This is a genomic window from Pseudooceanicola batsensis HTCC2597 (assembly GCF_000152725.1).
GTDB classification, from domain to species: Bacteria; Pseudomonadota; Alphaproteobacteria; order Rhodobacterales; family Rhodobacteraceae; genus Pseudooceanicola; species Pseudooceanicola batsensis.
This window is the reverse complement of sequence record NZ_CH724131.1, coordinates 1,878,003-1,897,387: the sequence shown is the minus strand read 5'-3', so window position 1 is coordinate 1,897,387 and position 19,385 is coordinate 1,878,003. Positions and strand designations below refer to the sequence as shown.

At 67.0% G+C, this 19,385-nt stretch carries 16 protein-coding genes and 1 tRNA gene; 10 read left to right on the top strand and 7 right to left on the bottom strand.

Annotation, left to right across the window (positions count from 1 at the left end; genetic code table 11):
• The first annotated feature begins 11 nt into the window (after positions 1-11).
• The 4 genes from OB2597_RS13080 to OB2597_RS22300 all read left to right on the top strand — a co-directional run bounded on the left by OB2597_RS13080 (position 12) and on the right by OB2597_RS22300 (position 2,857).
• Entirely contained in the window at positions 12-431 is a 420-nt protein-coding gene (locus tag OB2597_RS13080; RefSeq protein WP_009806054.1) for a F0F1 ATP synthase subunit epsilon, read from the top strand.
• Between the two features lie 192 nt (positions 432-623).
• On the top strand, positions 624-971 hold the full coding sequence (locus tag OB2597_RS13075; RefSeq protein ID WP_009806053.1) for an H-type lectin domain-containing protein: 348 nt from the start codon (positions 624-626) through the stop codon (positions 969-971).
• 79 nt (positions 972-1,050) lie between these two features.
• Positions 1,051-2,148: a redox-regulated ATPase YchF gene (gene ychF / locus OB2597_RS13070; RefSeq protein ID WP_009806052.1), complete on the top strand. Its 1,098-nt coding sequence runs from the start codon at positions 1,051-1,053 to the stop codon at positions 2,146-2,148.
• A 94-nt stretch (positions 2,149-2,242) separates the two neighbouring features.
• The gene (locus OB2597_RS22300; RefSeq protein WP_009806051.1) at positions 2,243-2,857 is read left to right on the top strand and encodes a hypothetical protein; all 615 of its coding nucleotides are present in this window, start codon (positions 2,243-2,245) and stop codon (positions 2,855-2,857) included.
• Positions 2,858-2,910: 53 nt separating this feature from the next.
• On the opposite strand, the gene OB2597_RS13060 is transcribed toward OB2597_RS22300, so the two are convergent.
• Positions 2,911-3,645, bottom strand: coding sequence for a hypothetical protein (locus OB2597_RS13060; RefSeq protein WP_009806050.1), 735 nt, complete (start codon positions 3,643-3,645; stop codon positions 2,911-2,913).
• A 164-nt stretch (positions 3,646-3,809) separates the two neighbouring features.
• On the opposite strand from OB2597_RS13060, the gene OB2597_RS22555 reads away from it, so the two are divergent.
• From OB2597_RS22555 to OB2597_RS13040, 4 genes are all read left to right on the top strand, one after another.
• Positions 3,810-4,406 (top strand): heme oxygenase-like domain-containing protein, encoded by a 597-nt coding sequence (locus tag OB2597_RS22555; RefSeq protein ID WP_238529722.1) that lies wholly within the window; start codon positions 3,810-3,812, stop codon positions 4,404-4,406.
• Positions 4,403-7,003 carry an HWE histidine kinase domain-containing protein gene (locus OB2597_RS13050; protein ID WP_009806048.1) on the top strand — a complete coding sequence of 867 codons (2,601 nt, stop codon included), beginning with the start codon at positions 4,403-4,405 and terminating at the stop codon, positions 7,001-7,003. Before OB2597_RS22555 ends, OB2597_RS13050 begins: the two co-directional genes overlap by 4 nt.
• Before the next feature lie 108 nt (positions 7,004-7,111).
• Positions 7,112-8,071 (top strand): GDP-L-fucose synthase family protein, encoded by a 960-nt coding sequence (locus OB2597_RS13045; protein WP_009806047.1) that lies wholly within the window; start codon positions 7,112-7,114, stop codon positions 8,069-8,071.
• Positions 8,072-8,178: 107 nt separating this feature from the next.
• Positions 8,179-8,268 (top strand) — tRNA-Ser (locus tag OB2597_RS13040).
• A gap of 106 nt (positions 8,269-8,374) precedes the next feature.
• Here the strand turns inward: OB2597_RS13040 and OB2597_RS13035 are convergent.
• From OB2597_RS13035 to OB2597_RS13025, 3 genes are all read right to left on the bottom strand, one after another.
• On the bottom strand, positions 8,375-10,402 hold the full coding sequence (locus OB2597_RS13035; RefSeq protein ID WP_009806046.1) for a hypothetical protein: 2,028 nt from the start codon (positions 10,400-10,402) through the stop codon (positions 8,375-8,377).
• Positions 10,402-11,628 carry an ATP-grasp domain-containing protein gene (locus OB2597_RS13030; protein WP_009806045.1) on the bottom strand — a complete coding sequence of 409 codons (1,227 nt, stop codon included), beginning with the start codon at positions 11,626-11,628 and terminating at the stop codon, positions 10,402-10,404. Before OB2597_RS13030 ends, OB2597_RS13035 begins: the two co-directional genes overlap by 1 nt.
• A gap of 212 nt (positions 11,629-11,840) precedes the next feature.
• The gene (locus OB2597_RS13025) at positions 11,841-12,101 is read right to left on the bottom strand and encodes a hypothetical protein (protein WP_040609332.1); all 261 of its coding nucleotides are present in this window, start codon (positions 12,099-12,101) and stop codon (positions 11,841-11,843) included.
• 250 nt (positions 12,102-12,351) lie between these two features.
• Here OB2597_RS13025 and OB2597_RS13020 point away from each other — a divergent pair, with 250 nt between their 5' ends.
• A complete protein-coding gene (locus OB2597_RS13020; protein WP_009806042.1) occupies positions 12,352-14,805 on the top strand; it encodes a heavy metal translocating P-type ATPase in 2,454 nt (817 codons plus the stop codon).
• A gap of 65 nt (positions 14,806-14,870) precedes the next feature.
• Positions 14,871-15,284: a Cu(I)-responsive transcriptional regulator gene (cueR, locus tag OB2597_RS13015; protein WP_009806041.1), complete on the top strand. Its 414-nt coding sequence runs from the start codon at positions 14,871-14,873 to the stop codon at positions 15,282-15,284.
• A gap of 37 nt (positions 15,285-15,321) precedes the next feature.
• Here cueR and OB2597_RS13010 read toward each other — a convergent pair whose 3' ends face one another.
• The 3 genes from OB2597_RS13010 to OB2597_RS13000 are packed head-to-tail and all read right to left on the bottom strand — an operon-like array spanning position 15,322 to position 19,385.
• Positions 15,322-16,716, bottom strand: a complete 1,395-nt coding sequence (locus OB2597_RS13010; RefSeq protein ID WP_009806040.1) for a M20 family metallopeptidase — start codon at positions 16,714-16,716, stop codon at positions 15,322-15,324.
• Between the two features lie 21 nt (positions 16,717-16,737).
• Positions 16,738-18,453 (bottom strand): dipeptide ABC transporter ATP-binding protein, encoded by a 1,716-nt coding sequence (locus OB2597_RS13005; RefSeq protein ID WP_009806039.1) that lies wholly within the window; start codon positions 18,451-18,453, stop codon positions 16,738-16,740.
• On the bottom strand, positions 18,450-19,385 hold the full coding sequence (locus OB2597_RS13000; RefSeq protein WP_009806038.1) for an ABC transporter permease: 936 nt from the start codon (positions 19,383-19,385) through the stop codon (positions 18,450-18,452). Before OB2597_RS13000 ends, OB2597_RS13005 begins: the two co-directional genes overlap by 4 nt.

The window sequence follows — 19,385 nt, the reverse complement described above, 5'->3', positions numbered from 1 at the left end:
GGATCTGACAGATGGCAGATTCCCTAGACTTCAGCCTTGTCTCGCCGGAACGGAGCCTCGCCTCCGGCACGGCGAGCGCGGTGCAGATCCCGGGGGCGGACGGCGACCTGACGGCGATGGCGGGGCACGCGCCCCTCATCACCACGCTGCGGCCGGGCGTGCTGCACGTGGACGGGCCGGACGGTGCGGACGACTATGTCGTCTCGGGCGGCTTCGCCGAGATATCGGCCGAGGGCGTGACCGTCCTGGCGGAACGTGCTCTGCACCAGAAGGAGATGACCCAGGACATCTTCAACGACTGGGTGCGGGAGGCGAAAGAGGCACATGAGACGGCCTCGGGCGATGCGGCGGATCACGCCGCCAAGCTCCTCGCCGACATGGTTGCCGTGGGTGGCCATATCGGGCTGGACCCCAACCAGTCGAACCTCTGAGTCCTTCCAAAACGGATATGCGGGGCCCCGGATCACAGTCCGGGGCCTCTTGCTTTGCGCCGGGCCTGCTGCGCATCCGGGGCCGCGCCCCATTGCCCATCGTCGCGCTCGTCCGGATATTTCCCCAATTCGCTCCGCATTGTTGTCAAATTTCACCGCCAGACTGTCTGTGAACGGTCGGGAAGAAAGACCATGCAAAAGCTGAACAACGCGGTGATCGGAGTGGACCAGGGCGAGTCGGTCCTGTTCTCGGACTTCCAGAACGGCGGCCAGATGTGGACCGGCGAAGGTCACCGCGAGCGACGCCAGCGCGTCAATTTCTCAGAGCGCTTTCAGGGCCGTCCGGCCGTGCATTGTTCGCTGTCCTTGTGGGACGTCGACAGCAGCGCCAATGTCCGCGCCGACGTGGCCGCCGAAAAGGTGGACGACGAGGGGTTCGACATCGTCTTTCGTACCTGGGGCGACACGCGGATTGCCCGTGCCCGCATCGGCTGGATGGCCATCGGCGCGGTCGGGCACGCCGACGACTGGGACGTCTGAACCGCGGGGCATGCCGTCGCTTGCACCCCTTGTTTTCCCGGCGTATTGAGCGCGGGACACGCAGGACAAGGGGGGCCTCATGGGCTTCAAGATGGGGATCGTGGGGCTGCCGAACGTCGGCAAGTCGACCCTTTTCAACGCACTGACACGGACGGCGGCGGCGCAGGCGGCCAACTTCCCGTTCTGCACAATCGAGCCGAACGTGGGCGAGGTCGCGGTGCCGGACGCGCGGCTCGAGACGCTGGCGGGGATCGCCAAGTCGAAAGAGATCATTCCGACCCGGATGACCTTCGTCGATATCGCCGGTCTGGTGAAGGGCGCCTCGAAGGGCGAGGGGCTGGGCAACCAGTTCCTGGCCAATATCCGCGAGGTCGACGCCATCGCCCATGTGCTGCGCTGCTTCGAGGATGGCGACGTCACCCATGTCGAGGGGCGTGTCGATCCGGTCGCCGATGCCGAGACGATCGAGATGGAGCTGATGCTGGCCGATCTGGAAAGCATCGAGAAGCGGCGCGCGAACCTGGTCCGCAAGCTCAAGGGCAACGACAAGGAGGCGGCGCAGCAGGACCGCCTTCTGGCCGCTGCGCAGGCCGTGCTGGAAGAGGGGCGCCCGGCCCGGGTGGTCGAGGTCGATGCCGAGGATGCCAAGGCATGGAACATGCTGCAGCTTCTGTCCACCAAGCCGGTGCTTTATGTCTGCAACGTGGCCGAGGACGAGGCGGCCGAAGGCAACGCGCATTCCGCCGCCGTGGCCGAAATGGCGGCGGCGCAGGGCAACTCTCACGTCATCATCAGCGCCCGGATCGAGGAAGAGATCAGCCAGCTCGACCCCGAAGAGGCCGAGATGTTCCTGGGCGAGATGGGGCTGGAGGAGCCGGGGTTGGATCGCCTGATCCGCGCGGGCTATGACCTGCTGCATCTCGAGACCTATTTTACGGTCGGGCCCAAGGAGGCGCGGGCCTGGACGATCCGGACCGGCACCGCCGCGCCACAGGCGGCGGGCGTGATCCACGGGGACTTCGAAAAGGGGTTCATCCGCGCCGAGACGGTGGCCTACGACGATTTTGTCGCCTGCAATGGCGAGGCCGGCGCGCGCGAGGCGGGCAAGCTGCGGGCGGAAGGCAAGGGCTATGTGGTGAAGGACGGGGACGTCCTGCATTTCCTGTTCAACGCGTAGGATGCTCTTCCGCGTTGCCAGACTCTGGCGTGCGGTGGTAACCTGAAGGCGAAGTCTGAACATTATTGCTCAAGTTTTGCCTTCAGGAGTTATCATGAAATACTTTTACGCCTCTCTTTTCTTCGGCCTGGGTTTGGCAACGTCCGCTCAGGGGGGAACGTTCACGCCATACACGAATGAAGCCACCTACGTAGTCGCCACCTCTGGCGATACGCTTTTTTTCGACTTCGACGGCCTGCCGTCGGGATCGGCTGACGGTGTATTCTCTGGTGTGGATTTCAACACGATCAACGCCGTTGATCCAAGCCGGGTCATCTATGGAAGCGGTGCCCTGACCGATACGGGGAATCCTTCCTCGCGCAACAACGTCGGAACCCTGGAGGGTGTCCTTGACGTCGAGGCCTTTGCCATCGGCTTTGAACTCTTGAGCGTCGAAGCTGAAGGGCGGGTCGACTTCTTCGACAGTAGCGACGTCCTGGTCGGGTCGGTGAACTACGCGAGTTCCGGAGGTTTCGTCGGCATGGTGACGGATATGCCTGTCGCGTCGTTCCTGGTCCAGGCGGGCATTTTCAGCTCCGGCGGCGCGGATCGCGTTTTCATCGACGATTTCCGTGTCAGTTCGCCGGCCGCCGTTCCGCTTCCCGCGTCCGGGCTTCTTCTGCTGGCCGGCATCTTGGCCCTAGCTCCACGTCGGCGGGCACGGACCTAGTTCCGACGCGCGCCAGGTGCTGCTCGGGGCTTCGCGTTCCGACTTCGTCTGCCTCAATACCCGAGCAGCATCTTCATGTCGCCAAGCGTGTAGGGCCGCCCGCCGAGGTCGAGGGCGTAGCGGTCGAGGATGGCCTCCTTCTCCGGCGCGCCCAGCCCCTCGAGCTCGGCCTTGGCCCGGTGCGAGGCGCTGTGCACCCGGTCCCCTGCGAAATGGGGCAGGGGGATGTCGTCGGGCAGGCCGAACGCCTCGCGGAAGGCGGTTTCCTCCGACATCAGCGTTTCCATCTTGCGGGCAGATGCGCCCAGCCCGATGGCGAGAAAGTTGAAGCTGAGGACGTGGTTCACCGCGAAGGCGTAGAGGCAGTTGGGCAAGGTCGTCGCGATCTTCATCCGGGCAAGGTCGTTGACGGATTGGTTGATCACCTGCGCGAAGTGGCCGGGATGACCGCCGAGCACGCTCTTGGCGATCCAGGCATGGCAGCTTTCGATCTGGGCGAGGGGGTCGCGCACCAGAAGCCAGTACTCGACACCGTTCGCGTCGCAGGCCGGTTTCAACGCCTGGGGCGGCAAGAGCGTGTGGATCGCCACGGGAGTCGCGCCGCCGTCGCGTGCGGCGATCATGCTGGCCACGAAGTCCTCGGGCGTTTGCGAGCCCTGGCCGATGGGGCATTTCAACTCGAAGTGCTGCGACCCGTGGCTGACCTCGTATCCGGGTAACTCCGCAAGGATCTCGGATATGCTGTGCGTGGCCGCAAAGCCGATGGATTCCGCCACGATCATGCTCATACCCCCACTGTCGTGTCTTCGCCCGATACTGGCAAGTCCGGACCCTCGCGGACAGGGTTTTCTGGTATATTTCCGATGCGACAAGTTCCGCAATCCCGCCAAAGACTTTTGACAAGCCGGCACGAGTGTTTAACGTCGTGTTCAGTCTTAAGGCGACGCCGAGCATGCCGAATACCAGAACCTTGCGCACACGGCTGCGACAGGACCTCAGGGCGGATCATGACCGCCTGGACGGACTGATGTCGCAGGCGGATCTTCTCAGCCCTGCCGGTCTGGGCCGGTTCCTGGCCGCCCAGCAATTCGGGTTCCGGTCGATCCGGACGCATCTGGACGAAGGAGACAGGCCGCTGACCGGTCAGCTCGTGGACGAGTTGATCGAGCGCCTTTCCTCGGACCTGCGTCGGCTCGACGCCTCGGACCCCGGCGGGGCGACGGACGGGCCGGGGCGACGGCTCTCCGGGCTTGCGGTGGATTACATCGTCCTCGGGTCGGGGCTGGGAACGGCCGTGCTGAAAAAGCGATGGGGTCGCGCGGCGGATGCGGATGTCCGGGCCGCGGGGGCCTATTTCTCGCATCCCCGGCCCAAGGAGGGTTGGGCCACGCTGACCGCCGATCTTCAGGCGCGCTCCGCCGAGGGCCGCGAGGCGGATCGTGTCACGGCGGATGCGGGGCGGATTTTCGAATTTTTCGAACAGGGCTGGATACGTTCGGCCGACATACGGAGCGGGGCAATGCCGATGAGCGGAGAAAACAGCACGTGAGCGCGCAGAACCCGGCGCCCGAGCCGACGGGCCTGCCCCCCAGCCATCCGACCGTCGATCTGACCAATTGCGACCGCGAACCGATCCACAAGCTGGGGGCCGTGCAGTCCTACGGGTGCCTGGTCGTCCTGTCCGCGGACTGGATCGTCCTGCATGCCTCGGCCAACGTGAAGAGCTTTCTCGGGTGGGAGGCCGCCGACATGCCCGGCCGGCCGCTGTCCGAGATGCTGCCGCACGCCAGCCTGTCGAAGCTGCGGGCCAAGCTGTCGGGGCTTCTGCATGCGGACGCGACCGCGCGGCTCATCGATGTCGATCTGTTCGGGGACGGGCGGTCCTTCGATGCCTCGATCCATCGCTCGGGCCGGTCGATCATTGCCGAGTTCGAGTTCAAGACCGATGCGGCCCCGGACCGCGACGACCTGGGGAGCGTTCAGGCCCTGGTGCACCGGATCGCGGCCCACGGGACCTTCGGCGAAAAACTCGATCAGGCGGTGCGCGGCCTCAAACTGCTGAGCGGTTTCGACCGGGTGATGGTCTACCGGTTCGCCGAGGACGGGGCGGGCGAAGTCGTGGCCGAAGCGCGCGAACGGTCGATGGAGCCCTTCCTCGGCCTGCGTTATCCGGCAAGCGACATTCCGCAGCAGGCACGCCAGCTGTATACCCGGAACCTGCTGCGGCTGATCGCCGATGTGGATGCGGTGCCGTCGCCCCTCCTGCCCGAGACCGATCCGACGGGCGAGAAACCGGATCTGTCCCTTGCGGTGACCCGTGCGGTGTCGCCGATCCATCTGGAATATCTGAGGAACATGGGCGTGGGGGCATCCATGTCGGTGTCGCTGCTGCGGCGGGGCAAGTTGTGGGGGCTGATGGCCTGTCACCACATGTCGCCGCACTATATCGATTTCGAGAAGCGCACGGCGATCGAGCTGTTCGCGCAGCTCTTTTCATACGAGCTGGCCCAGCACGAGGCCGAGGTCGAGCGCGCGGACATGCTGCGGGCACAGGCGTTGCACGACAAGGTCATCGGCCGGGTCTCGGACGGAGAGGCGCTGCTGGATGTCTTTCCGGAATTCGCCGAAGAGGTCGAGACGCACATCCCGCATGACGGCATCGCCATTTACTGCGGCGGGGAATACCGCGCCCTCGGACGCGCGCCGACCGAGGACGAGTTCGCGGGGCTGGCGCGTTTCCTCAACACCGCACCCCTGTCGCAGGTCTATTCGGTTCAGGACATCGCCGCGGTGCACCCGCCGGCGGCCCATTTCGCCGATCGCGCCGTCGGCATGCTCGCCCTGCCGATCTCGCGCACGCCGCGCGACTACATCGTCCTCTTCCGGGGCGAGGTGGCGCAGCAGGTGACCTGGGCGGGCAATCCCGAGAAACCGGTCGAGGCGACCGGCCCCAACGGGTTGCGGCTGACACCGCGCAAGAGCTTCGAGGCGTGGCGGCAGAAGGTCATGGGCCAGTCCGCCCCCTGGACCGAGAGCGAGGTCCGGCTGGCCGAGGCGCTGCGGACCACCCTGCTGGAGGTCGTGCTGAAGATCACCGACCAGGCCAATATCGAAAGCCGCCGATCGCGCGAGCAGCAGGAGCTGCTGATCGCCGAGCTGAACCACCGGGTGCGCAACATCCTCAACCTGATCCGCGGGCTGATCAGCCAGACCCGCACCGATCAGGACACGGTGGACAGCTATATCTCGAGTCTGAACGGCCGCATCCAGTCCCTCGCCAGGGCACATGACCAGCTCACCCGGCAGGACTGGTCGGCGATCAGCCTGCGCGAACTGGTCGAGGTCGAGGTCCGCGCCTTCCTGACAGGCGCCGAGAACCGCGTCACCATCGCGGGCAGCACGCCGTTCCTCTCGCCCGCGGCCTATTCCTCGATGGCGCTCGTCTTTCACGAGCTGGTCACGAATTCGGTCAAGTACGGTGCCCTGTCGGACGAGGGCGGGCATGTGGCCATCGACCTGGCCCGGACGCCCGACGGCGCGCTGCAGATCCACTGGGAGGAGACCGGCGGCCCCACGGTGCGGGCGCCGACGCGGCGCGGGTTCGGCTCGGCGATCGTCGAACGCACCATCCCGCACGAGCTCCAGGGCACGGCGCAGGTCGCGTTCCGCGTGACGGGCCTGGTGGCGGATTTCACCATTCCGGCCAAACACGTCGGCGGAGATGCCGAGCCGGGCGATGCGGCGGCGGACCCCGGCGGAGGCGAGGGACTGCCGGATCGCCCGCTGCACGGGCACGGGCTGGTGGTCGAGGACTCGATGATCATCGCGCTCGACGCGACGGACATGATGCGCGATCTCGGCTGTGACGAGGTCGAGGTGGCCTCGAGCTGCTCCGAGGCGCTGGACCTGCTGGAAAGCAGGCAGGATCACGCGGCCGCCATCGTCGACGTCAACCTGGGCGAGGAAACCTCGGCTCCCGTGGCGGCGCGGCTGAGCGAACTGGGGATCCCTTTCCTGCTGGCCACCGGCTATGGCGAGACCGACTCGATCCGCGAGACGTTCCCGGGTGTTCCCATCGTGCAGAAGCCCTATTCCACCGACGCGCTGCGCGCCGCCTTTGCCGCCATCCTGTCCTCAAAGCACTGACGACGACCGGGTCGCGCCGCATCCACGCCATATTTTCAACTTTTCCGTGTGGAACGCCTGAGGTGCGGAGCCGCGCAAGACCGGCGGCCCGGGAATGAGAGGCACGGCGTGAAGATCTATCTGGCGGGGCACGAGGGAATGGCGGGGGCGGCGATCCTGCGCCAACTGCGGGCGCGCGACGCCCGGGTCGTCACGCGGACGCACGCCCAGCTCGACCTGACCAACCAACTCGCGGTGCGCCAGTTCATGCGGAGCGAGCGGCCCGACGTCGTGATCCTCGCCGCCGGGCGCAGCGGAGGGATACAGGAGAACGACAGGGCTCCGGCCGAGTTCCTCTACGAGAACATGATGATCGAAGCGAATGTCATCCACCAGGCGTGGGCGGCGGGCGTACGCTCCCTCCTGCTGATCGCCGCCGCCTCGGTCTACCCCAAGGCCGCCGTGCAGCCGATGCGCGAGACGGCCCTGCTGAGCGGACAACTGGACCAGACGCTCGAACCCCAGGCCATCGCCCGCATTGCCGGGATGAAGATGTGCGAGGCCTACACCCGGCAGCACGGCACGGATTTCCGCTGCGTCGTGCCGGCAAGCCTTTACGGGCCGGGCGACGATTTTGACGCCGCGACGGCGTCGGTGTTGCCCGGTCTCATCCGCCGTTTCGACGAGGCGGTCCGGATGCGGCGCGACAGCGTGGCGATCTGGGGAACCGGCAAGGTGCTGCGGGAATTCCTGCATGTCGATGACATGGCTTCCGGCGCGCTCTTCGTTCTCGACCTCGACCGGGCGGATTTCGACGCCGCGACCGCCCCCCGCGCGCGGCATCTGAACATCGGGTCGGGAACGGACCTGTCGATCCGCGACCTGGCGCGCGTCGTGGCGCGGGTGACGGGGTTCTCCGGCCGGCTGACATCGGACACGACGCAGCCCGATGGCGCCCCGCGCCGGCTCCTCGAGTGCACAGGCCTGACCCGCCTGGGATGGCGCGCCGCAATTCCGCTTGAAGAGGGCATCCGCGCAACCTACGACTGGTTCCTTTCCAGCTCCGATGCAACGGCCCGCGCGTCGTGATCATCGCCCGTCACGGCCCGCCCTCGCGGGCCCTGGTCGCGGAAATTGGAACGGCTTCGACCATTTCACCCTTGTTCTGCCCTCTCCTCATCTCTAAACGGGTCGATGGAGACGTGGCCGAGTGGTCGAAGGCGCTCCCCTGCTAAGGGAGTAGGCCCGGAAGGGTCTCGAGGGTTCGAATCCCTTCGTCTCCGCCACCCATATTCCCCGATCTACGTCCGTTCGAAGACGCGCGCCCTCACAACCGGGCTCGATCGGTCTCGGCAACCGGGTTTCGGAAGTGCGGCACCGCGTGGCCGCCGGTCACGTGCCTTCGGGGGCGGGTTCGGGCTGTCTGTCGGCGGCCCAGCTGGCGAGGGCCTGGTCGCGTGCGGTCCGGATCAGGTCGGCCGGGATCTCCTGACCATACCGGCTCCGGAGGGGTTCGTCATGGAAGAGGTAGACGCGCGACAGGAAGGCCTCGAATTCCAGGGATCCTTCGCCGTAGCGCTCGCCGTGGCCCGAGGTCGAGACCACGACGTCGTTGCCCCAGTCCTGCCCGCTGTCATTGTTCGGGTTGTAGAAATAGACCCGCATCCGTCCGGCCTGGTCTTCGGACACCCGGAGGATCGCGATCGCGTGCCAGCCGACGAAGGTCTGTTGCGCATCGGTGACCGCGATGCCGGCCGGCTGCGGGTGCCCGAGCGGCCGGCCGCCGTTGTAGTCGGGATGGTAGGCCGCGAAGAAGCGGCGCAGGAAATCCTCGTAGCCTGCCAGCTTGCCGGTCGCCACGTCGACCGCCACGGCGCAGTCGCGCGACACCCACCAGCCGTGAAACTGCGGATTGATCCAGGTGTGCGGGTCGCCCGTGCGTCCGGCGCAGAGGCGTCCCATCTCGGCATAGATGCGGTCGAGATGCGCGACCAGAAGGACCGAGACCGGGTCGGCGTCGATGGGACCCGGCCCCGCCAGCCCGAGGGGGAGATCGGCCGAATTGATCGGCGTGCCTTCGAACTGCATCTGCAGCGTGTCGTATTCCGCCATCTGGGTGATCAGGTGCAGCAGATAGTCCGGGTCGTTCAGCGCCCACATGGCGATGGCGCGGGCGGACTGGCACGTGGGGTTCGCCCCCTGGCCCACGCCCAGCGGTTGCCCGAGAACCTGCAGGACGCCGGCCAGAAGCTGCGTTTCCGGCGGCACGGCCGGCACGAAGCCGAGCGCGATGCGGTCCCGCGCGGCACCCTGCAGGGAGAGGGAGAGCTGCCGCTCGAGCGCGGGGACCATCGGTGCGTGATGCAGAATGCCGCGCTCCAGCAGCATGGCGAGACCGTAGGCCGCCTGCGGCGTCGCGGGCGAGACCGCGCTGCGCACCAGTTTCTCGATCAGTCCGCGATAATGCCGCCAGCAGTCGAGCCCGGTACTGCCCAGGCCCAGGGCCTCGGGGATCAGCGGGCGTTCGCCGTAGTCCAGCGCCCAGGTCAGGAAAACCGCATGGTAGTCGGAGACGAGCCCGGTGTCGTGCATCGCCCGGGCAAAGCCCATGGCCTCGCGCGAGAGGCCGCTTTCGTCGGCGACCGAGAGGCGGTCGAGATAGACCTCGAGGCCCGGATCGTCGCGCGAGGCGGTGGTCGGGCCGAAGAGGGCGCTGACCAGCCGTTCGGCGCCGAGGCGCGTGCTGCCCGGGGCGGTGCCCTTCTCGTTCAGGGCGATGGCGATTTGGGCGATCATGTCCTTGACGACGCCGACCTGGATCGATCGCTGCTCGAGCAGGCGCCAGATTTCCGAGACCAGCACGCTCAGCACGTCGTTCAGTCCGACATGATCGGCGATATGGCCCAGGACGCGCCGTTTGAGCTCGTAGCGGGACCCGAGCGCCCGGGCGGCTTCGTCCGGCACGCCGAAGAGGTCCTTGAGGTTCAGCGCCAGCACCTGGGTCAGGAAATGCCGCGCCCCCTCCTGGTGGAGGTTGTCGTGCCGGGCCTCGCCGTCCGCCACGGCGAGAAACCGGGCGAGGCTGGCCGTCTCGAGCGCCTGGAACGCCGGGTCCTCGGACATCAGCGTGGCGCCGACGAGTTGCGGCAGCAGCACCTCGGGGCGGTCCCAGTCCGAGCCCGCGAAGAGGCCGGCGGCATCCATGCGCGGGGCCCGCTGACGCACCACGCCCAACCCGCCGGGCTGGGCGATGATGCGGCCCAGAACGTCCAGGACCGGGCCCTGGTAACGGGCCTTGGCGAAGGGCCGGGCCCTTTCCAGCCGCTCTATGGCCATGTCGAGCGTTCCGGAAAGCCGCGCCAGCGCGGCGTCGCTGTCCCCGGTCTGCCCTTCCCTGGCGAAGGCGTTCCTCGTGCTCATCAGATGTAATAGTCCAGTTCTTCCTGCCTCTTCAGAAGATCCCGCAAGTCATGGGCATTGTCACCGAAGAAATAGGCCAAGCCCCAATGCGTGCCGAAGGCTGACCGTTTGGCCACTTTCTGCTCGCGCGGGTCCGAGAGTTCGTGGAACTCGAAATAGGGGTGGTTGGCGGTCTCTTCCGGAACCTCCAGCCGGCTCACCACGCGGCGGCGGGGATAGACGCCGAAACAGCCGGCATGGCCCCTGGCATCCACTACCTCTTCGGGAAAGAAGGCGTCCAGTTCCTCCTGAGTGGTCTTTGGGTCGAAGGCCAGCACGAGGCCCTGGTAGCCGTTGAAGCCGTAGGCCCGCTCGATCAGTTCGAGCGCGTTGAAGCCCGGCGGACGATAGGCGACCTCGCCGAAGTAGAGCTTGTTGTCGCTGGTCAGGAAATATTCGGGATGGATGAAGCCGAAGTCGATGTCGAAGACCTCGATCAGCTTCTCGATCTCTTCCGTGATCCGCTCGCGGTGCGCCTCGAGTTCCGGGGTCGCGGGGACAAAGACGGAATAGCCCAGCGTCACGTATTCCGAGATGTTGAGGAACTGGATCTTGCCGTTCTTGATCCAGGCCTCTACCGCGAATTCCCAGCCGTCGAGGTGGCTTTCCAGCAGGGCGGGGAACTCCTCGTCGGGGATGTTGTCCACGTCCTCGGGCGTCCGGATCACCCGGTGCCCGGCGGTGCCGGACTTGTCGAAGGCCTTGAAGTGGATCGGATCGTTCGGATCGCCGTCGAGCTTGAGCAGGGTCTGGTTCACCCGCTTGAGGAAACGGATCACGTCGCCGCGGTCGTGTGCCTCTTCGAAGACGCCCACCCGGATGCCGCCGAGCTGCGCGCGGCGCTTCATCAGCGACTTGTCGCGGAACAGCATCGCCTGACCCAGCAGACGCGGGTTCTTGAGCAGGACGGCATTGACGGCGCCGGCCCATTCGACCGTCTCTTCGAAGATCGGGATGGCGACGTCGACGCCCATGTCGTCCAGCTGGTGCGCCAGCTCGTGCGAACGTTCGTTGAGCCGGTCGAAATCCCACGGCACGAAGGGGATGTCATTCTGCTTGCAGTAGTCCTCGGCCCAGGGCGGGGCGACGACCACGTAACGGCGGTCGAAGCGATCGACCGCATCGATGGCGTTGAGGCTCCAGCCGAGCAGGGCGACATACCCCTTTTCCGGGTTCTTTTCCGTCATTGCATTTCCTTTCTTCAGGCAGAGTCCCAGAGACGAACGGGCGTCCTGTCCGCTCGCGGACTGCGGGAAGGTCCTGTTACGGGAGATGCGACCCCGGCGAGCTGGATCTGCGTCGGTTTCAGATGAAGAGGGTAGACCGAAGGCCGATCGTTTCAACCTCGGCGGCCCGCACGGGCACCGAACCGGGGGGCGGACGGGGCCGTTGCGCTTCGTCAGAGCAGGATTTTCAGGGGGCCGTCGGCGCTGATCGTCTTGCCGCCGTCCGCGTCTTCGCAGATGTCGAGCCAGGCCTTCTCCTCGTCGATTTCGACGAAAAAGCGCCACTCGTCCTGCTCGATCAGGGCGATCGCGTCTTCCATCGACAGACGCCATTGCGATTTGCCGAAGAACGATTTCCGGATCCCGCCGATCGCGACGATCTCTGCGCCGTCAGGGGCCGTCTTGACCCATGTCACTCGCGCTGGTGCAGCCATTAAATTCACCACCTTTCAGTCGTTAACATAATGCAAAACTTCGCCAGGGGGCAAATTTTCCTGCAAGCTGCTGTCCTTACATGAAAAAATTCGCCCGTCATGCCGCGACGATCTGCTCCCGTCATCTGCAACACGAGAAAAGGTGCCCCGGAGCGCTATTCGGCCGACTAGCAAAGCACCCCTTGACCCTCCAGCTACTGGAGGCCCTACATGATCTTTCCGTACTGCCGACGAAAGAAGGGAAACCGTCATGGGCGAGGCGCGCGAGCACAAGCAGGAGACAAGCGGGATCACCCGGGATCCGGTCTGCGGCATGACGGTCGATCCCGCTGCCGGGAAACCCGTCGTCGCGTATCGTGGCCACACATACCACTTCTGCGCCGAGGGCTGTCGCCGCAGGTTCGAGGCCGACCCCGAGACCTACAGGACCGCCGAGGATCCGGTCTGCGGCATGACCGTCGAACGGGCGACGGCCGAACACATGGCCAAGCACGCCGGCGAGAGGGTCTACTTCTGCTCGGCCGGCTGTCAGGCGAAGTTCGAGCGCGATCCCCAGCACTATCTTGGGGACCGCCCCGCGCCCGAGCCGATGCCCGAGGGCACGCTCTATACCTGTCCGATGGACCCCGAGATCGTGCAGGACCACCCCGGCGACTGTCCGATCTGCGGCATGGCGCTCGAGCCGATGACTCCCTCTCCCGACAGTGGACCGCACCCGGAATACGTCGATTTCAAGCGGCGGCTCCGCATCACCGCGCCGCTGGCGGGGGCGGTGTTCCTTCTCGAGATGGGCAGCCATGTCGGCATTCCCTTCGTCGACTGGATGGGGCACACGGCCTTTGTCTGGCTGCAGTTCCTGTTGGCGACCGCCGTGGTCTGGTTCACCCGCATGTTCTTTCGGCGCGCGTGGTCTTCGGTGCGGAACCGCAGTCCCAACATGTGGACCCTGATCGGTCTCGGCACCGGGGCGGCCTATCTCTTTTCGGTCGTCGCGATGCTGGCGCCGGGGCTGCTGCCCGCGCAGATGCGGGGCGACATGGGGATGGCGCCGGTCTATTTCGAGGCGACGGCGGTGATCCTCGTGCTCGTCCTGCTGGGGCAGGTGATGGAGCTGGCCGCGCGCGAACGCACCGGCGACGCGATCCGCGCGCTGATGGGCCTCGCCCCCAAGACCGCGCGGCGCGTCACCGGCCAGACCGAGGAGGACGTCCCGCTGGACGTGCTCAGGACAGGCGACATCCTGCGGGTGCGTCCGGGCGAGAGCGTGCCGGTGGACGGCGTGGTGACCGAGGGACGGTCCTCGGTCGATGAAAGCATGATCACCGGCGAACCCGTCCCGGTCGAGAAGGTCCAGGGCGAGGCGGTCACCGGCGGCACGCTGAACAAGTCCGGATCGTTCCTGATGAAGGCCGAGAGCGTGGGCGAGGACACGACGCTCAGCCGCATCGTGCAGATGGTGGCCAGCGCCCAGAGATCGCGGGCGCCGATCCAGGCGGTGGCGGACAAGGTGGCGGGCTATTTCGTGCCCGCCGTCGTCGGGATCGCCCTGCTGGCCTTCGCGGCCTGGTGGGCGTTCGGACCGGCTCCGGCCCTGTCCTACGCCTTCGTCGCCGCTGTTTCCGTGATGATCATCGCCTGTCCCTGCGCGCTTGGCCTGGCCACGCCGATGTCGATCATGGTGGCCTCGGGGCGCGGGGCGAATGCCGGCGTCCTGATCCGCGATGCCGAGGCGCTGGAGCGGTTCGCCCGGGTGGATGCGCTGATCCTCGACAAGACCGGCACACTGACCGAGGGCAAGCCGACACTCACGGATGTCGAACCCCGCGGCATGGACGCGGCCGAGTTGCTGACGCTGGTCGCCGCGCTCGAACGCGGATCGGAACATCCCCTGGCCGAGGCGCTGGTCGCGGGCGCCGAGGATCGCGGCGCCGCGCGCGAGGACAGTTCGGATTTCGAGGCCGTGACCGGCAAGGGCGTCACGGGACGCGTCCGAGGGCGGCGCGTCGCGCTCGGCAATGCGGCGCTGATGGAGGATCTGCAGGTCGATACCGCAGGGCTCGCCGAGCGCGCGGCGGCGCTTCAGGCCGAGGGCAAGACGGCGATGTTCGTCGCGGTCGACGGAGAGGCGGCGGGCCTCGTCGCGGTGGCGGACCGGATCAAGGCGACCACGCCCGACGCGATCCGCGCGCTGCACGACCTGGGCCTGCGCATCGTCATGGCAACCGGCGACGCCGAGGCCACGGCACGGGCGGTCGCGACGGAACTCGGCATTGACGAGGTCCATGCCGGGATCAGCCCCGAAGACAAGAACGCGCTGGTGAAGTCCTTGAAAGGCGAGGGGCTCTCGGTCGCCATGGCCGGCGACGGGGTGAACGACGCGCCCGCGCTGGCCGAGGCCGATGTGGGCATCGCCATGGGCACCGGCGCCGATGTGGCGGTGGAAAGCGCGGGCATCACTCTGGTCAAGGGCGACCTGACGGGCATCGTCCGGGCCCGGAGACTGGCCGAGGCCACGATGCGCAACATCCGTCAGAACCTGTTTTTCGCCTTCGTCTACAATTCGGCCGGCGTGCCGGTGGCGGCGGGGGTTCTCTATCCGTTTCTCGGCCTGCTCCTGTCGCCGATGGTGGCGGCGGCGGCGATGAGCCTCTCTTCGGTGTCGGTCATCGGCAATGCGCTGCGGCTGCGGGCTCAGAAACTGTAATCCGCTCGCGTCGCTTGACCCCGCCGCGAGGCGCGCCTTTATCTGTCTGGTGAAAGGAGCCGCCCATGAACATCGGACGCGCCGCGAAAGAGACCGGGCTGACGGTCAAGACGATCCGCTATTACGAAGAGATCGGGCTGATCGATGCCGACCGCGCCCGCAACGGCTACCGCGATTTCGGCGACCGGCAGATCACCCGGTTGCGGATGCTCGCGCAGGCCCGGCACCTGGGCTTCGGGCTCGAGGAATGCCGGCAGCTTCTCGATCTCGACGCGGACCCCGCCCGGGCCAGTCGCGACGTGAAGGCCCTGGCGCTGCGCAACCTCGCCGCGGTGCGGGACAAGATCCGCCAGCTGCAGGTGCTGGAAAGCCAGCTGGAGACGCTCATTCACGAGTGCCACGGCGACGACGATCCCGACTGCGCGATCCTCGACAGTCTGAGCGGGCCGGTCGATCTGTCCGCCGGACGCGAAGGCTAGGCGGCGGGCCCGGGCCCCGGCCCCGGCAGGCCGCGCGTCACGAACGGGCCGGGGTGTCCCGCCCTCCGAGATCCCAGAACAGACCCGCCATCACGCCGAGGGCGTCGCGGCAGACCGGTTTCAGCACATGCTCGTTCGGAGCGTGCTGGGAACAGCCTCGGTAGGAGTGCGGGATCCAGATCGTCGGCAGGCCCAGGATGTCGGTGAAACAGTCGTTCGGCAGCGATCCGGCGAGGTTCGGCAGGACATGCAGATCGCCGGCCGTCGCGCGGATGGAGTCCCCGACGAACCGTGCCCAGGGGTGGTCGGGGTCGACTCGCGTGGCGGCGAAACGCCCCTGGTCGTGCGGCCGGATCTCGACGCGCCCGAACCCGTGAACGTCGAGGTGCCGGCGCAGGGCCGGCACGATCCCGTCCGGATCGGTGCCGACCACGAAACGCAACTGGCAGGTGGCCCGCGCCCAGCCCGAGATCGCGTTCACCGGCGCGTCGGGCACGCCCGAGACCATGGCGAGCACGGCGAAACTGTTCCAGCCGAAGACACGTTCCGCCGGGGTCAGGCTCTCTTCTCCCCAGTCGGGATCGACCTGCGGCCCGTCGCCACCCGCGACCGGCAGGCGGCGCAAGGCCTCGCGTACGCTGTCCGTCAGGCTGTCGGGGCGCCAGTCCGGCACGCGGATCTGGCCGCGCGCATCGGTTATGCTGGCCAGCGCATGGGCGAGGATCATCGCCGGATCGGCCAGCAGGCCGCCCCAGTTGCCCGAGTGATGCGCGCCCTCATGGGTCTCGACCACCAGATCGAAGGTCGCGCCGCCGCGCGATCCCATGAAGATCGTCGGAACCTCGGGCTGCAGGCGCGGCCCGTCCGAGGCGATCAGCACATCCGCCGTCAGCCGGTCCCTGTACTGCCGGAAGACCTCGGCCAGCCCGACCGATCCGACCTCTTCGCTCGTCTCGATCACCACGCGGACGTTGAACCCGAGATGCCCGCGCGTGGCCAGAACGGCTTCGAGCGCGGCGATGTTGATCAGGTGCTGCGACTTGTTGTCGGCAGTGCCGCGCCCGTAGAGCCTTTCGCCCTCCTCGACGATCTCCCAGGGCTCCAGACCGTCGCGCCACATGCCCTCTTGGCCCAGCACGGTGTCGCCGTGGCCATAGGTCAAAAGGGTGGGCAGGTCCTCGCCCTCGTGCCGTTCGCCGAGCAGAAGGGGGCCGCCGGCGGAACCGGGGTTGTCGATGATCTCGCAGTCGAAGCCCATGGCCGAGAGCCTTGGCAGCATGGCCTCCTGCAGGTAGCGCAGGGATTCCGCCCGAGCCTCGGGGGCGGTGTTCTGGCTTTCGCTGCGATAGGTGACGAGTGCGGCAAGCTCCTTGCGGAACGTGCCCGCGTCGAAATAGCCGGTCGCGCGGGAGATGGCGGCGTCGCGGGTCATGATCCGTTCCCTTTCCGGGCGTTACGCGGCATCCGGGTCCAGCAGGTCCATCCGGGGCATCAGGTCCAGCAGGTGCCTGGAATATTCATGCTCGGGCGCCGCGAACAGCCGGTCGGTCGGGGCGACTTCGCAGATCGCTCCGTTGCGCATCACCGCGATCCGGTCGGCCATCTGGCGGATCACCGGCAGGTCGTGGGTGATGAAGAGCATCGTCAGGCCCAGTTCCTCCTGCAGGTCCTTGAGCAGGTTGAGGATCGTGGCCTGTACCGAAACGTCCAGCGCCGAGGTCGGTTCGTCGCAGATCAGGATCTCGGGGCGCGAGGCCAGCGCGCGGGCGATGGAAATCCGCTGCCGCTGACCGCCCGAGAACTCGTGCGGATAGCGGGTCGCGGCAGCTGCCCCCAGCCCGACATGCTCGAGAAGGTCGCCGACGATGCGCCGGGTCTCGGCCTCGCTCTCGGTCGTGCGGTAAAAGCGGATCGGCTCGGCCACGATGTCGCGCACCCGCATCCGCGCGTTGAGCGAGGAATAGGGGTCCTGAAAGATCATCTGAACCAGCCGCCGGGCCTTGCGGGCCCCGGCGCTGCGGGGCTGGCTGACCACGTCCGTCCCCTCGATCCGGATCAGGCCGGAATCGGGGTTGTAGAGCCCCGCGATCAGCCGGGCGACGGTGGACTTGCCCGAGCCGGACTCCCCCACAAGCCCCAGCACCTCGCCGCGCTGCACGGTCAGCGAGACGTTGTCCACCGCCCGCACGACCTTGCGGTTCTTCTTGCGGATGGCGCGTTGCAGGACGAACTCGAGGTTCAGGTCCTTCAACTCGATCACGTCCCGGATGTTCGGATCGCCCCGCCGTCCCTTGCCCAGCCAGTGGCTGCGGACGTCGATCTTGGCGCCCGAGGCGCCGCTGCCTTCGATGTAGTCGACCGAGGTGAAACGCTCGAGCCGACGGTCCGCGCGGGGCACGGCGGCGATGAGCGACTTGGTGTAGGTGTGTCGCGGTGCGCCCAGCACCTGCGCGACCTTTCCGGTCTCGACCACCTCGCCCCGGAACATGACGGCGACACGATCGGCGATGTTGGCGATCACGCCGATATCGTGGGTCACGATGATGACGCCGAGCGCGCGTTCCCGGCAGAGCCGTTTCAGAAGATCGAGAATCTGCGCCTGGATCGACACGTCGAGCGCAGTGGTCGGTTCGTCGGCGATCACCAGATCCGGGTCTCCGGCCAGGGCCAGGGCGATCACCACCCGCTGCCGCATCCCGCCCGAGAACTGGTGCGGGTAGGCGTTCAGCCGAGCGCGCGCCTCGGTGATGCCGACGGCCTCGAGCAGTTCGACGGCATGGGCCGTCGCAGCTTGGCCGCGATGCGTCGTGGCCTTCTGGATCGTCTCGACCAGCTGCTGTCCGATGGTCAGCAGCGGATTGAGCGAGGTCTGCGGGTCCTGGAAGATCATGCCGATCCGGGCGCCGCGCACCTTGCGCATCCGGTCCTCGTCGTAGGTCCGCAGGTCCTCGCCCTGGAACACGATCTCTCCGCTTGCGACGCGGCCGGGACGCTCCAGCAGGTTGATGATGGCGTTGCCGATGGTCGACTTGCCCGCGCCGCTTTCGCCCACGAGGCCCAGCACCTCGCCGGGGGCCACGGTCAGGGACACGCCGCGCGCGGCCTTGACCACGCCGTGACGGGTGGGGAACTCGACATCGAGGTCGTTGATCCTGAGAAGCTCTGTCATCGCAGTTTCGGGTTCAGGGCGTCGCGCATCCAGTCGCCCAGCAGGTTGACGGAGAAGACGAGCACGACCAGCGCGATGGCCGGGAAGAAGGTGATCCACCAGAGGCCGGAGAACAGGAAATCGTTGCCGACCCGGATGAGGGTGCCGAGCGATGGCGTCGTCGGCGGGATGCCCTGTCCGAGGAACGACAGCGTCGCCTCGGCGATGATGGCCAGCGCAAGGCCGATGGTGGCGATGACCAGCACGGGGCGCAGCGTGTTGGGAAAGATGTGTCGCAGCATGATCAGCCAGCCGGGCAGGCCGATCACCCGGGCCGCCTGGACATATTCCTTGTTCGCCTCGACCAGCGTGGCGCCGCGCGCGACGCGGGCGAATTGCGGCCAGTCGGTCAGGCCGATGGCGACGATCACCACGTAGATGGCAAAGTCGTCGCGTAGCTCCAGCGGGATGAGCGCCCGGCCGATGCCGTTGATCAGGATGGCCAGCAGGATGCCGGGAATCGTCAGCTGGACATCCGCGATGCGCATCACGATGGCGTCCGTGGCGCCGCCGACATAGCCGGAGATCACGCCGAGGCTGACCCCCAGCACCATCCCGAGGCAGACGGCGGCGAGGCCCACCATGATCGACAGCCGCCCCCCGTAGAGGATCGTCGAAAGCATGTCGCGGCCCTGGTTGTCGGTGCCCAGCAGGTACCTGTCCTGTCCGCCCTCGACCCAGGCCGGCGGCAGCTTGCCGTCCCAGAGCGAGATCTGGCCGGGATCGAACGGGTCGAAGGGCGCGATCAGCGGCGCGGCGAAGGTCGCGAGGATGCAGATCACCGTGATCGCGGCGGCGATGATGGCGCCGGGCGAGTGGATGAAGGACCAGTAGATGTCGTTGTCCTTCAGCCTTTCCCACCGTGTCGGCGGGCGGTCTGGCATATCGGTCAT